The organism is Pantoea phyllosphaerae (assembly GCF_051025595.1).
In the GTDB taxonomy this organism is placed as follows: Bacteria; Pseudomonadota; Gammaproteobacteria; order Enterobacterales; family Enterobacteriaceae; genus Pantoea.
In genome coordinates, this window is record NZ_JBPFDE010000005.1 from 199,814 (window position 1) to 213,801 (window position 13,988).

Here is a 13,988-nt window from a genome sequence, read left to right on the forward strand (position 1 = left end):
GGAGGTTCAGAAGGAGAAAGTATGGAATCGCGAGATGACAAACTGATCGCCATTATTGGTTTGCTGGCCGCCTGCTTAATCGGCGTGGTATTTCTCTTTGCAATGACCTGGCTCACCGATGTCCGTCATCCTGCCGATCCGTCGCTTGAAGTGCAGAGCTGCACGCCGAAAAAACCGCCCGTTCACCCCTCCTGAAATCGCGTCTGAAATTTGATCTGCTGACTGCGCAACACCAGCGCCAGGCCCTCATGCAGCGTGCGGTTGCCGTTGGGATCGCCCAGCCCGAACAGCGCGCCTGGCGAACGGCGATCGTCCGCCCAGGCGGGATATTCCACCACCGGATAGAGGGAGACGCCCTCCAGACCCACTCCCTGGTCGAGCGCCAGCATGACCTCTTCGCTGATATGCTGCAGCCAGGTGGCGCGCGCCTCGCCTTCTGCGCCCGTTTCCGCCAGCAGCAGTGGACGCTGGTAGCGCTGCCAGCACTGCGCCAGCAGGCGATGCAGCGGCTGGCGCAGCGGATGGGTCGCCGGCATCGGCTCGCCGGGAAAGAACCAGTGATTGTCGGGATAGTAGTTGAGTCCGAGGATATCAAGACAATCCTCGCTGCCGCCGATCTCGCTGTCGATGCGGCCCGCCAGCATATCCCAGGCCTCAAACTGCGCCTGATGCTGCACGTCGGCGTAGGGTTTGCTGTCGGGGTTATGAGGATCGCTGGCGATCTGCACCAGCGGATCGGTGAGGACGAAGCGCGCGTCGGGATAGATCTCGCGGATCGCATGGATCGCTGCCAGCGAGGCGCGCACCAGCTGACGCTTCAGCTCTCTGCCGCGGTTGGCGACGTGGGGATTGAACCAGGCGACGTCGGCACCGGCCCATGACCAGAATGAAATCTGGTTAATCGGCGTGAAAAAAGGACGCTCAATGCCCTCATCGCGCATCACCTGCGCCATGGCGCGGGCGAAACGGGCGAAATGCTCGATAAACGACGCCTTCCAGATATTCAGATGATCGGGATAGCCGAAGTGCGCCAGCTCCCAGATAATCTCCATCTCGTGGCGTCTGGCCGCCTGCACCATCGGCAGAAAGCTGCTCCAGTCGTAGCGGTCCGGCTCTTTCTCAATCAGATACCAGCGCGCGCCGTCGCGCGCCGTATGCAGACGCTGCGCCGCCAGCGCGGCGTAATCTTTATCCAGCAGCATATCGTGGCCGCTGCTGATCACCATGTCCAGCCGCTTGCCTGCAGTGCGGCAGGCGGTAGAGCAGGGGAAGCTGCCCTGAAAAAAACTCTTAAACAGCCGGGGGTGATGGCGCTGAAGCAGGGATGAATCTGACGTCATGGTCCGCTCCTGTAACTGGCCGGTCGTGATAGTCTGGCTAAGTCTAGCTGAAAAAACGGCGCTGTCTGGCGGCTCTCAGACTGCGCGTATAGCCATATCCGGCGAAGCGTTAAATAATAAGAGCGTGTCGATTATTCAGGGAACCCCAATGACCGAAGCGTTAAATCTGCTGGCTGAGCGGCCGGACGTCAGCTGGCTTGAGGAGATTATCGGCCCGCGCAGTGCACGCCACCCCGGCCTGAGCGGCATCCATCCGCTGGCAGACGGGCTCGACGCGTTCGCGGCCCGCTATCTGCTGATGGGCAAAGCGGAGCGCACGCTGGATGTGCAGTATTACATCTGGCAGAACGATATGTCGGGACGCCTGCTGTTCAGCGCGCTGCTGGAGGCGGCCGGACGCGGCGTGAAGGTGCGGCTGCTGCTGGACGACAACAACACGCCGGGCCTGGACGATACGCTGGCGCGTCTCGATCGTCACCCCAATATCACGGTGAAGCTGTTTAATCCATTCTCATTCCGCACCCTGCGCGCGCTGGGCTATCTCTCCGATTTCGCCCGTCTTAATCGCCGCATGCACAACAAGAGCTTCACCGTGGACGGCGTGGCAACCATTGTCGGGGGACGCAACGTCGGCGATGAATATTTCGCCACCGGCAGCGAACCGCTGTTCGCCGACCTCGACGTGCTGGCGATCGGCCCGGTGGTAAACGAGGTCTCGGAAGATTTCGAGCGCTACTGGCAGAGCAAACCGGTGGCACCGTTAAAGAGCGTGCTGGATGAGAGCGAGCATCAGGACGGCACGGTGGCGCTGCCGCCCGACTGGCGCGACAGCGAGTCGGTGCAGCGCTATCTGGCGCGGCTGGAGGGCTCACACTTCGTCAGCCAGCTGGAGCAGGGCACGCTGAGCATGACCTGGGCGCACGCACGTCTGCTGAGCGACGATCCGCGTAAAGGGCTGGGCCGGGCGAAGCGCAGGAGCCTGCTGCCGCAGCGCATGCTGGAGGTGATCGGCGTGCCGCAGCGGCAGTTCGATATTATCTCCGCCTATTTCGTGCCTACGCGCGCGGGCGTCGCCCAGTTGCTGGCACTGAAACGGCGCGGCGTGAAAATCGCGATTCTGACCAACTCTCTCGCCGCCAACGATGTGTCGGTGGTGCATGCGGGCTACGCCAAATGGCGTAAAAAGCTGCTGCGGCGCGGCATCGAGCTCTATGAGCTGAAGCCGCAGTCGGGCGTGCCCGACGCGCCGCACGACCGCGGTCTCACCGGTAACTCCGGCTCCAGCCTGCATGCCAAAACCTTTACCGTCGATCAGGAGACGCTGTTTATCGGCTCATTCAACTTCGATCCCCGCTCGGCGGTGCTGAACACCGAAATGGGGCTGGTCATTGAGAGCGAAGCGCTGGCGCGGCAGACCCATCAGCGCTTCAGCGCCGCGATGCGCGATCGCGCCTGGACGCTGCGGCTCGACAAATGGGGGCGCGTCAACTGGGTAGAGTATGCGGGAGAAGCACAGGAGATTGTGCATAAGCATGAGCCGCGCTGCACCTGGGTGCAGCGCCTGCTGGTAAGGCTGGTGTGGCGTCTGCCGATCGAATGGCTGCTGTAGGCGTCGACCGCGCGGACGACAGGGCGTCCGGCGGTCGGTCGTTCCGCTATTTCTTTTGCGGCTTGCCGGAAAACAGAAAGCGCAGCAGCGGGATGCGCAAGTGGATTTCGTAGAGCAGAAACGCCACGCCGAACACCATCGCCAGGCCGACAAAGAAGCCCAGCGTGTTGTTGCCGATGCGCGGCGTGATAAATATGCCGTAGAGCAGCGTCAAAGGATGGTGCACCAGGTAGATAAACAGCGAAGCGTTCACCAGATACATAATGCGCGGCGAGTGGGCATTAAGCATGCGGTGGCCGAAGCTGAAGCAGACATTGAGCATGCAGAGCCCCATCAGCGCGGTAATCAACGCATCAAGCTCATAGAGCCAGCCGTCGCCGCTGCTGTAGCGCTGATTAAGGCTATAGGCGATGAAAACCAGAATCGCGCCAAAGCACATTACCGGGTTAAAGCGCACGAACAGCTGCTTCAGAGCCGGGTGCTTCCACGCCAGCGCGCCCAGCATAAAGAAGGGCAAAAACAGCAGCGTCTGCATCACCATAATGCTGAACAGGCCATCCATCAGCAGGGCGGGGAAAAAGGTAAAGATTGCGCGGCGGAAAACGTCCCACAGCAGCGCATAGCCCAGGATCCCCAGCGTCACCTTGCCCCAGCCGATGCGGCTGTAATCGGTATGCCGATGCTGGCGGCGCAGCCAGTTAAAGGTCAGCATGCCCAGCGCGGTGAGGATCACCAGCACTACCAGGAACCAGAGGTGTGAAATCAGCTCCCACATCAGGTTATTGAACTTGCCATAGCGCGTCAGCTGATCCCAGTTGCCCATCTTATCCGACAGCGCGCGCAGCATAAAAAACTGCGGCAGAGTAATCAGCGGCACGGCGGTCAGCAGTGGAATGCCGACGCGCTCCATGCGCACTTTCAGCCAGCGCTTTGCGTCGTAGCGCAGGTAGAGCATGTAGGAGAAGTAGCCTGAGATAACGAAAAAGACCTGCATGCGGAAGGCGTGAATAAAATCGTTCAGCACTGTCAGCCAGAGCGACGCTTCCTGACTATTGACGGCCCATTTTTGAGTGGAATAGATGAGGGAAACGTGAAACGGCACCCCCAGTAACATCAAATACGCCCGAATCGAATCGAGGAAATATTCACGTTCAGGTTTTACTGTACCCATAAAGTTCCAGTTTGTTAGTACGTTTCGGCCAGTTTCCCCCTGAAACTGGTTTATGCCGCAGTGAAATTCTACCCGCTGTTAACAGCGTATACTATCAGTTGATTCTGGAACGTTTAATTGTCCTAAAAGCAGGCGTAGTCCTGACGAAATCCTGGAACATTCTTTTGGATATGCTGTCGGAAAAGCGAATAATCCTTTAAGATAAATGGGTTTGTACTTAGCACACGAAAGGGGGGGGATGTGCTGATTAATGTAGAAAAAAAAGGCGGACTGATGAAGATGCGCTGGCTTGGCGCGGCAGTTCTGCTGGCGTTGTACGCCAATAATAGCTGGGCGTTTAACCTTGATGATGTCGCAAAAGAAGCCAAAACGCTGGCAGGGAAAAGTTTTGAGGCGCCTAAGAGCAATTTACCCTCTCAGTTTCGTGAAATGAAATTTGCTGACTATCAGCAGATCCAGTTTAACCACGATAAAGCGTACTGGGGCAAACTGCGTACGCCGTTCAAGCTTGAGTTTTACCATCAGGGCATGTATTTCGACACGCCGGTAAAAATCAATGAAGTGGCGGCCAACGCGGTGCGCGAAATCAAATACAGCCCTGACTATTTCAACTTCGGCAACGTCAAGCACGATGCCGACTCGGTGAAAAATTTAGGGTTCGCCGGTTTTAAAGTGCTTTATCCGCTTAACTCGCGCGATAAAAAAGATGATGAAATCGCCAGCTTCCTGGGCGCAAGCTACTTCCGCGTTATCGGTGCCGATCAGGTTTATGGCCTGTCGGCTCGAGGCCTGGCCATCGACACGGCGCTGCCGTCTGGAGAAGAGTTCCCGCGCTTTAAGGAGTTCTGGATCCAGCGTCCTAAGCCGCAGGATAAGCAGCTGGTGATCTATGCGCTGCTCGATTCGCCGCGCGCAACAGGCGCCTATCGCTTTACCGTCCATCCGGGCAAAGAAACCACCGTTGACGTTCAGTCGAAAGTCTATCTGCGCGATAAAGTCGGCAAGCTTGGCGTTGCGCCGCTGACCAGTATGTTCCTGTTTGGTGCCAATCAGCCTTCGCCAGTGATGAACTTCCGTCCAGAGCTGCATGACTCCGACGGTCTGTCGATTCACAGCGGCAACGGCGAATGGATCTGGCGACCGCTCAATAATCCGCGCCATCTGGCGGTGAGCACCTACACCATTGAAAGCCCGAAAGGCTTCGGCTTGCTGCAGCGCAGCCGCGACTTCAACCGCTATCAGGATCTCGACGATCGTTACGATATGCGTCCGAGCGGCTGGGTTGAACCGCTGGGCGACTGGGGTAAAGGCCGCGTCGAGCTGGTGGAGATCCCGACCGCGGATGAAACCAACGACAATATCGTCGCCTTCTGGACACCGGAGAATCTGCCGGATCCGGGCAAAGAGATGAGCTTCAACTACCGCCTGCACTTTACGCGCAACGAGAGCCAGCTTCACTCCGACGATATCGCCTGGGTGAAAAACACGCTGCGTTCGGCGGGTGACGTGAAGCAGTCAAATCTGGTGCGTCAGCCGGACGGGTCTGTCGCCTTCACCATCGACTTCGTTGGGAAAGCGATGAGCGAGATGCCCGCTAACAGCCAGGTCGCGCCGCAGGTCAGCGTGGGCGAGAACGGCGAAGTGGTTGAGCAGAGCGTGCGCTATAATCCGGTCACCAAAGGCTGGCGTCTGGTGCTGCGTCTGCGCGTCAAAGATAACAAACAGCCTACCGAAATGCGCGCCGCGCTGGTTAGCGGCGACAAGACATTGACGGAAACCTGGAGCTATCAGTTACCTGCCAATGAATAATCCGACATTTATTCCTAAAAACTACGTGGAAGCCCTGCCGCTGGATGCGGCAGGGAAGGCCCGGTTAAGCGCCTCGCTGCAGCACGCCGAGGCGTTTCACTTCATTCACGATACGCTTGGCCAGGATGTAGCCGCCAGCGATCGTCCTGACGATGCGCCGCTCAAGTCGGTCTCGGCCCGCGTCAAAATGGCGTGGCCGGACTCGCTGGCCGACGGCGAGCAGTTCGGCAAAGATTATCTCGACCGCACCACGCTGAAGGCGATGCCGAAGGTTAAGCGCTCGCTGATGTTCCCGGAAGCCTGGCGCACCAACCCGCTGGTGCGCGCCTGGCGTTCGCTGCGCGGCGAAAAGCTGACGCACCGCTACGCCACGGCGGAAGAGCAGCGCGCCGAGGAAAAATGGCGTCATGTCGGCTCGATTCGCCGCTATGTGCTGCTGATCCTGACCCTGTTCCAGACCGTCATCGCCACCTGGTACATGAAAACCATCCTGCCTTACCAGGGCTGGACGCTGCTCGACCCAATGGAGATGCTGAATCAGAACTGGCAGCAGTCGGTGATGCAGATCCTGCCCTACGTGCTGCAGACCGGTATTCTGTTCCTGTTTGCCATTCTGTTCTGCTGGGTATCGGCCGGCTTCTGGACCGCGCTGATGGGCTTCCTGCAGCTGCTGATCGGTCGCGACAAGTACAGCATCTCCTACTCAACGGTAGGCGATGAGCCGCTTAATCCTGAACATCGCACCGCGCTGATTATGCCGATCTGTAACGAGGACGTAGAGCGCGTCTTCGCGGGCCTGCGCGCCACCTGGGAATCGGTCGCGCGCACCGGCAACGCAGAGCATTTCGACGTCTACGTGCTGAGCGACAGCTACGATCCCGATATCGCCATCGCGGAGCAGAAGGCCTGGATGGAGCTGGTGCGCGATGTGGGCGGGGCTGGCAAGATCTTTTACCGCCGTCGCCGCCGCCGCGTAAAGCGTAAGAGCGGCAACATCGACGACTTCTGCCGTCGCTGGGGCAGCAACTACAGCTACATGGTGGTGCTGGACGCAGACAGCGTGATGAGCGGTGAATGTCTTACCGGCCTGGTGCGCATGATGGAAGCGAACCCTAACGCCGGGATCATCCAGTCGTCGCCGAAGGCGTCGGGCATGGATACGCTCTATGCGCGCTGCCAGCAGTTCGCCACGCGCGTTTACGGTCCGCTCTTTACCGCCGGTCTGCACTTCTGGCAGCTTGGCGAGTCGCACTACTGGGGGCATAACGCCATTATCCGCGTGAAGCCCTTTATCGAGCACTGCGCGCTGGCGCCGCTGCCGGGCGAGGGCTCATTCGCCGGCTCGATCCTGTCGCACGACTTCGTTGAGGCCGCGCTGATGCGCCGCGCCGGCTGGGGCGTGTGGATCGCCTATGACCTGCCGGGCTCCTATGAGGAGCTGCCGCCGAACCTGCTGGACGAGCTGAAGCGCGACCGTCGCTGGTGTCACGGCAACCTGATGAACTTCCGCCTGTTCCTGGTGAAAGGGATGCACCCGGTGCACCGCGCGGTGTTCCTGACCGGCGTCATGTCCTATCTCTCGGCGCCGCTCTGGTTTATGTTCCTGGCGCTCTCCACCGCGCTGCAGGTGGTGCATACGCTAATGGAGCCGCAATACTTCCTGCAGCCGAGGCAGCTCTTCCCGGTCTGGCCGCAGTGGCGTCCTGAGCTGGCGATCGCGCTCTTCTCGACGACGCTGGTGCTGCTGTTCCTGCCGAAGCTGCTCAGCGTGGTGCTAATCTGGTTCAAAGGCGCGAAACCTTACGGCGGCGCGTTCCGGCTCTTTATCTCGCTGCTGCTGGAGATGCTCTTCTCCGTGCTGCTGGCGCCGGTGCGCATGCTGTTCCATACCGTATTTGTCGTCAGCGCCTTCCTGGGCTGGGAAGTGGTGTGGAACTCGCCGCAGCGCGACGATGACGCTACGCCGTGGGGCGAAGCTTTCCGTCGTCACGGATCGCAGATGCTGCTCGGCATCGTCTGGGCGGTAGGCATGGGCGTGCTGGATCTCAACTTCCTCTGGTGGCTGGCGCCGATCGTCTTCTCGCTGATCCTGTCGCCGTTTGTGTCGGTGATGTCGAGCCGCGCGACGGTCGGGCTGAAGAGCAAGCGCGCGAAGCTGTTCCTGATCCCGGAAGAGTATGCGCCGCCGAAAGAGCTGGTGGACACCGATCGCTACCTGCAGATCAACCGCGAGCGCGCTCTGAAGCACGGCTTTATGCATGCGCTGTTCCATCCGGCGTTTAACGCGCTGGCGACCGCGCTGGCGACCTCACGTCACCGACAGAGTCAGCTGCTCGATTACGCGCGCGACCGCCGCGTCGATCAGGCGCTGAGCGAGGCGCCCGAGAAGCTGAACCGCGAACAGCGTCTGCAGCTGATTAGCGATCCGGTGGTGCTGGCACGCGTTCACTCACGCCTGTGGGAGAACGGCGACAAGTATCATCAGTGGGTTGAGAGCTATCAGAAGCTGGCGCTTAATCCGCTGGCGCTACCGCCTCAGGCGGGTTAATATTCGCCAACCTAAAGCGGCAGCGATGCCGCTTTTTTTATGCGCGCGATTTAACGTTACTATTACGCTTTGACAGCGTAATAAGGCGACAGCCTACCTGCGCCATTGTCTACACTAGCCGCTAACTGAAATGAGTATCGCGAGTGAAAAGTTTGCTGAAAACGGTGATGGTCGCGCTGATGGCGCTGATATTAAGCGGATGCGGCAGTATTATTAGCCGCGCTGTGCCTGGACAGGGACACGGCAATCAATACTATCCCGGCGTGCAGTGGGATGTGCGTGATCGCCCATGGCGCGTGCTGACTATTCTCGATCTGCCGCTGTCGCTGGTGGTGGACACCATGCTGCTGCCGGTTGATGCCCACCACGGGCCCTATGAGTAATCAGAGCAGGCGATCGGACTCGCTGTTGTCATCTTCCCACTCCTGCGCCGCCGCTTCGCCCTCTTCGCTGTCGATTGGCGGCTCAAGCTGAAACTCGCCCTCGTCCCATTCGTGCAGCGTATTTTCGGCTAACCACTCCTGGCGCAGCTCGACTTCGTCGAAATCGCCGTCAAATATCGCCTGCGCTGCCTCGCCGCTGCGGACAGGCAGACATTCGCCGTTTTCGCCTTCATCTTCAAAGAACTCTGCCTGCCACATAATATCGCCATCCTGCATCACATATTTCTGCAGGCCAAACTGACTGATGCTGACATCCTCTTCTTCAGTGTCGGGATGATCGGCGAGAAACTCTTCACGCGCAGCCTCGATGGCTTCTTCTAAGGTGCTGAACATGCTCATTACTCTTCTCCTTGCCTGATTAACGGGATGTCAGAGAAGGATAGACGAAATTTTTCAGGGGAAAGTATGAAAAAGAGACGGCGGGCGAGAAAGTCCTCCCGCCGTCATCGATCAGAGTGACTTTTGCGGGAAGTGCAGCACCGGTCGCACCGTTTCGCGCATAACGGGCGCCGCATAGCGAATACAGCATTTAATACAGGGTTTGACTTTTTTAAAATTAATCCGCGCAATAGATAACGCCTGATTTAAATTATATAAGGTGCCGATAAAAACGACATCTTCTTTATCCGGCATACGTTTACACTCTTTGCGGTGTAAATAATGGTAATTATCCTGATCGGTACTGATTGTCACGTAGTAATAGATGCCTTTATTCATTTTTATGTTCCTGCTAGAGATTTGCTGTGTGTAATCTTTTTATATTTTTTGAAGGGCAGTTAAATAATTAACTGTCACGAGGGAAATTACCGATATGTTTCTAATTGTTCAAATTCCATAAAAGTATAAGGCGAAGATATAATCAGCATAATGATTATATGCAAGAGGTCTAATCAGACAATACCTTGTAAAATAAGTTAATTTTACTGGATACATAAGCTAAGGCAAAGAATAGCTTGCGAATAAATAAGAAAAGACCTGGAGTGAATGACAATCAGGTCCAAATAAGATAAATCGCAATCATTAATTTCTCAGCTGCTTACAGGCTATATTAACGGGTAAAGCCCACTTTTGGCCACAATTAATTTAGCACGGGTGAACAATAAAAATCAGGGACTGAATTATTATCCCTTTCCTTTTAGTTTTGAATGGCTCTCATGGGAAAGGATGAAATAAATTTTCATTATGAAACAACGGGTTGTGTTGGTTGGGGCGAAATTTTAAGCGTAAGCAAAAATGATGCTTAAGGTCGGCGGACGACAGCGCGTCCGCCGGAAGGAGATCAGTAGCGAGAAGGCTCGCCCTCAGGACGGGTCTTAAAGCGACGGTGCAGCCACATATATTGCTCCGGCGCCAGTAAGACGCCATCTTCCACCACTTTGTTCATCTGCGCAGCGGTAGCGACATCGCTGTCGAGCGGGATCTGCTGGCTAACGTCAGGCAGAATAAGCATCTGATAGCCGCGGCCGTGCGGCAGGCGGCGCGGGACGAAGGGAATGACGTGCGGCTTGCCGCTGCGGATCAGCAGATAGGTGCCGACGGTCGTAGCGGCTTTTTCCACCGCAAAGAAAGGTACAAACACGCTGCTGCGCGGGCCGTAATCATGATCGGGTGCGTACCAGATAATATCGCCATTTTTCAGCGCGCGGATCATGCCTTTCAGATCCTTACGGTCGAGCATACCTTTATTAGAGCGCATCCGGCCCCAGGTCTGCAGCCAGTCAAGCAGCTTATTGTCATTGGGGCGATAGACGCCGATGCCAGGGTTATAGATGCCAAAAATACGCGCCCCCAGTTCCAGCGTCAGGAAATGCATACCGATGAGCAGCACGCCGCGCTGCTCATCTTTCGCTTTCTGGATATGCTCAAGGCCGGAGACATCGAACCACTTCTTGATGCGCCAGTCGGGCCAGAACCAGGCCATGCCGGTTTCAATCAGCCCCATGCCTACCGACTCAAAGTTATGCTTTACCATCGCTTCACGTTCGCTGGTCGGCATATCGGGAAAGCAGAGCTCCAGATTGCGTCGGGCGATGGCGACGCGGCGTTGCAGAAAGCGCATTGCGATACGTCCGAGCCCGCAGCCCAGCACATAGAGCAGCGGATAGGGCAGCAGCACCAGCAGATAAAGAAAGGCAATGCCCAGCCAGGTGAGCCAGTAACGGGGATGGAGGAGTGCTCGGGAAAATTGCGGCAGTTGAGTCATATGAAAAAGCTTATCCTGCGTCATGCGCCTGATGGCGCCAATATCTCGTTGATTTTCCCCTATTGTGCCAGCTTTTCTTCTGCGCTGAAATAAATGCAGGGCGATTGCGCATACCTCCAGTTGAAAAGAAGCGCGCCTGAACGGGTGAATAAAAAGCGATCCAGATCAATTCTCTTTGCATCCTGGCCCATTGCTGTATCATGTGCCGCGCAATTTTTTATCCCAGACAGGAACGAACACCATGCCAGTGTTACATAACCTTGTTAACAATAAAGAGCTGAAGGCGCGCATGCTGGCGGAAACCGAACCGCGCACGACCGTCTCGTTCTACAAATATTTTCACATCGCCGATCCCAAAGCCTTTCGCGACGCCCTCTATCTTGGCCTGACCGAACTCAAGGTCTTTGGCCGCGTCTACGTGGCCAAAGAGGGGATCAACGCGCAGATCAGCGTCCCCGCCAGCCTCTATGAGAAGATGAAAGACTATCTGTATGGCTTCGATCCGGCGCTGAACAATCTGCGCATGAATATCGCGCTCGACGACGACGGCAAATCTTTCTGGGTGCTGCGCCTGAAGGTGCGTGACCGCATCGTAGCGGACGGTATTGAAGATGAGAGCTTCGACGCCAGTGACGTCGGCACCTACCTGAAAGCGGCAGAAGTCAACGCAATGCTGGACGATCCCGACGCGGTATTCGTCGATATGCGCAACCACTACGAATATGAAGTGGGCCGTTTCGATAATGCGATGGAGATCCCGGCTGACACCTTCCGCGATCAGCTGCCGATGGCGGTTGAGATGCTGCAGGAGCAGAAAGATAAAAAAATCGTGATGTACTGCACCGGCGGCATTCGCTGCGAGAAGGCGAGCGCCTGGATGCGTCATAACGGTTTCGACGATGTTTACCATATCGAAGGTGGCATAATCGAGTATGCGCGTCGCGCGCGCGAGCAGGGCCTGCCGGTGCGCTTCAGGGGTAAGAATTTTGTCTTCGATGAGCGCATGGGCGAGCGCATCTCCGACGATGTGCTGTCGCAGTGCCATCAGTGCGGTGCGCCATGCGATACGCACACCAACTGCGTCAACGACGGCTGCCATCTGCTTTTTATTCAGTGCCCGAGCTGCGCCGAGAAGTTCCACAACTGCTGCAGCCCGCTCTGTATGGAAGAGGCGCAGCTGTCGCCGGAAGAGCAGCGCGCGCGCCGCGCCGGTCGTGAAAACGGCAATAAGATCTTCAATAAGTCGCGCGGCCGGCTGACCATGGCAATCCCGATGCCGGAGAAAGAGTAACCGCCTGAGCCTGACGCGCATGCGTCAGGCTTTTTATCGCTTAGCGGGTAAAGCGAGCGAGTGAGAAGGGCGTGAGATCAAACGAAAAAGGTTTATCAAGCGCGAACTCTGTCGCCAGCTCCCCCAGCACGCTGGCGAACTTGAATCCATGTCCGCTCAGGCCGGTGATAATCAGCCGATTCGGCTCGTCCGGCAGGGTATCGATAATAAAGTCTTCATCCGGGCTGATGTCGTAGCTGCAGGCTTCGCCGTGCAGACAGACCCCGACGCCAGGCAGGAATTTACGCAGAAACGCAAAGGCGTCGCTGCCATCTTCCGCAAAACTCCCGAAGGGTTTGCGGTCCTCCGGCTGGCGCATTGGCTGGCCACCGTCGTGACGTCCCACTTTCAGCGCGTTGTTATCCGCCGGAAAGCCGTAAAAGTGGCTGCCGTTCTCCATCTCTACCGTAAAGCCCGGAAACTTATTGTTTTCGCTATAGCGGCCATCGGCCTGATACCAGGCGAATATTTTACGCGTCGGCTTGATCGGTAAATCTGGCACCAGCTTGCCAACCCAGGTACCGGCACTGATCAGCATCTTACGCGCGCGGAAGGTACCGTCTGCCGTGACCACCTGCTGCAGATCGCCGTCGCGACCAATTTGCGACACGCCGCAGTTAAACAGCTGCGCGCAGCCCGCCTTCTCGGCGAGGGCGATCCAGCTGCGCACCGCCTGCTCGCACTTCAGGTAGCCCGACTGCGGTTCGAACACGCCGATATAGCCATCCGGCACGCTGATCTGCGGCCAGCGCTGGCGCACCTCCTCCGCCTGCAGCAGCTCTATCTCCAGCTGCCAGGCCTGCGCGCTGTCGATGACGTTGCGAATAAATTCAGAGTGTTGGGGCGCAAGGTTAATAATGCCGCTACGGTGCATGATGCGTTCGCCAGCCTGCTGTTCCAGCTCGTCCCAGAGCGCCTGCGCGCGCAGTACCAGCGGAACATAGCGTTCGCCCTCGCCGTAGGCGTGACGGATCAGCCGCGTTTCGCCATGATGCGCGCCCTGGGTATGCGGCGGATGGCTGGAATCGATCATCAACACCGACAGGCCCGCCTGGGTGGCGTAAAAACCCGCGGCGGCGCCAACGGATCCGCTGCCCACCACAATCAGATCATAAATCATTGAAGGATAACTCCTGAAAGCCGTAACACGCCCAGCAGCATACCAGAATCAGAAATGAAAAAGGCACCCCTGAGGGTGCCCGTTCATCTGGCGGAGACTAATGTTTGGACTGGTAACGCTCCATTTGCTCGGCCGATTCGATCTTGGCAATGCCAGCTTCAAGAATAGAAATAAATTGTCTTGCCACGTCTGTTGTCAGCCAGTAGGTCGGTCCGACGTCTGCTTCTTCTTCTTTTTGATCCTGCGAGGAGAGCGAATGCAAACGGATCATCATAGCGTCGTAGCTGTCTACGGTACTGATATCCCAGCCCACCAGCGGGTGAGTTTGAATAACGTCTTTATGATTACTGTCCATTATAACCTCCTTATTACTCGTTAAACGAAGTGCATGATGAGGTTCAATGCGGCTTTTTTA

13 protein-coding genes are annotated in these 13,988 nt (G+C 57.1%); 6 read left to right on the plus strand and 7 right to left on the minus strand.

Translation table 11 applies throughout. The features are described 5' to 3' along the window. Positions 1–21: 21 nt before the first annotated feature. A complete protein-coding gene (locus ACR6A7_RS09410; RefSeq protein ID WP_187143625.1) occupies positions 22–195 on the plus strand; it encodes a hypothetical protein in 174 nt (57 codons plus the stop codon). Here the strand turns inward: ACR6A7_RS09410 and ACR6A7_RS09415 are convergent. Then, entirely contained in the window at positions 183–1,340 is a 1,158-nt protein-coding gene (locus ACR6A7_RS09415; protein ID WP_434124620.1) for a glycoside hydrolase family 1 protein, read from the minus strand. The two genes, ACR6A7_RS09410 and ACR6A7_RS09415, sit on opposite strands and share 13 nt — an antisense overlap. Positions 1,341–1,488: 148 nt before the next feature. On the opposite strand from ACR6A7_RS09415, the gene ACR6A7_RS09420 reads away from it, so the two are divergent. After that, positions 1,489–2,949 carry a phospholipase D family protein gene (locus tag ACR6A7_RS09420; protein ID WP_434124621.1) on the plus strand — a complete coding sequence of 487 codons (1,461 nt, stop codon included), beginning with the start codon at positions 1,489–1,491 and terminating at the stop codon, positions 2,947–2,949. Between the two features lie 46 nt (positions 2,950–2,995). On the opposite strand, the gene mdoC is transcribed toward ACR6A7_RS09420, so the two are convergent. Then, entirely contained in the window at positions 2,996–4,120 is a 1,125-nt protein-coding gene (mdoC, locus tag ACR6A7_RS09425; RefSeq protein ID WP_434124622.1) for a glucans biosynthesis protein MdoC, read from the minus strand. A 270-nt stretch (positions 4,121–4,390) separates the two neighbouring features. Between mdoC and ACR6A7_RS09430 the strand changes: the two genes are divergently transcribed. The 3 genes from ACR6A7_RS09430 to ACR6A7_RS09440 all read left to right on the plus strand — a co-directional run bounded on the left by ACR6A7_RS09430 (position 4,391) and on the right by ACR6A7_RS09440 (position 8,860). Then, entirely contained in the window at positions 4,391–5,929 is a 1,539-nt protein-coding gene (locus ACR6A7_RS09430) for a glucan biosynthesis protein G (protein WP_434124684.1), read from the plus strand. Continuing rightward, positions 5,922–8,477, plus strand: coding sequence for a glucans biosynthesis glucosyltransferase MdoH (gene mdoH / locus ACR6A7_RS09435; RefSeq protein WP_434124623.1), 2,556 nt, complete (start codon positions 5,922–5,924; stop codon positions 8,475–8,477). Before ACR6A7_RS09430 ends, mdoH begins: the two co-directional genes overlap by 8 nt. Before the next feature lie 167 nt (positions 8,478–8,644). Next, entirely contained in the window at positions 8,645–8,860 is a 216-nt protein-coding gene (locus tag ACR6A7_RS09440) for a YceK/YidQ family lipoprotein (protein WP_434124685.1), read from the plus strand. Here the strand turns inward: ACR6A7_RS09440 and ACR6A7_RS09445 are convergent, their stop codons facing one another. From ACR6A7_RS09445 to ACR6A7_RS09455, 3 genes are all read right to left on the minus strand, one after another. After that, a complete protein-coding gene (locus ACR6A7_RS09445) occupies positions 8,861–9,259 on the minus strand; it encodes a MysB family protein (protein ID WP_434124624.1) in 399 nt (132 codons plus the stop codon). A 111-nt stretch (positions 9,260–9,370) separates the two neighbouring features. Then, the gene (locus ACR6A7_RS09450; protein ID WP_434124625.1) at positions 9,371–9,637 is read right to left on the minus strand and encodes a hypothetical protein; all 267 of its coding nucleotides are present in this window, start codon (positions 9,635–9,637) and stop codon (positions 9,371–9,373) included. A gap of 562 nt (positions 9,638–10,199) precedes the next feature. Next, positions 10,200–11,123 carry a Kdo(2)-lipid IV(A) acyltransferase gene (locus ACR6A7_RS09455; protein ID WP_434124626.1) on the minus strand — a complete coding sequence of 308 codons (924 nt, stop codon included), beginning with the start codon at positions 11,121–11,123 and terminating at the stop codon, positions 10,200–10,202. A 241-nt stretch (positions 11,124–11,364) separates the two neighbouring features. On the opposite strand from ACR6A7_RS09455, the gene trhO reads away from it, so the two are divergent. Next, positions 11,365–12,414, plus strand: coding sequence for an oxygen-dependent tRNA uridine(34) hydroxylase TrhO (gene trhO, locus ACR6A7_RS09460; RefSeq protein WP_434124627.1), 1,050 nt, complete (start codon positions 11,365–11,367; stop codon positions 12,412–12,414). Between the two features lie 40 nt (positions 12,415–12,454). On the opposite strand, the gene solA is transcribed toward trhO, so the two are convergent. Next, complete coding sequence (gene solA, locus ACR6A7_RS09465) at positions 12,455–13,573, minus strand: N-methyl-L-tryptophan oxidase (protein WP_434124628.1); 1,119 nt, start codon at positions 13,571–13,573, stop codon at positions 12,455–12,457. A gap of 97 nt (positions 13,574–13,670) precedes the next feature. Continuing rightward, entirely contained in the window at positions 13,671–13,928 is a 258-nt protein-coding gene (gene bssS / locus ACR6A7_RS09470; RefSeq protein WP_033751022.1) for a biofilm formation regulator BssS, read from the minus strand. Positions 13,929–13,988: the final 60 nt, after the last annotated feature.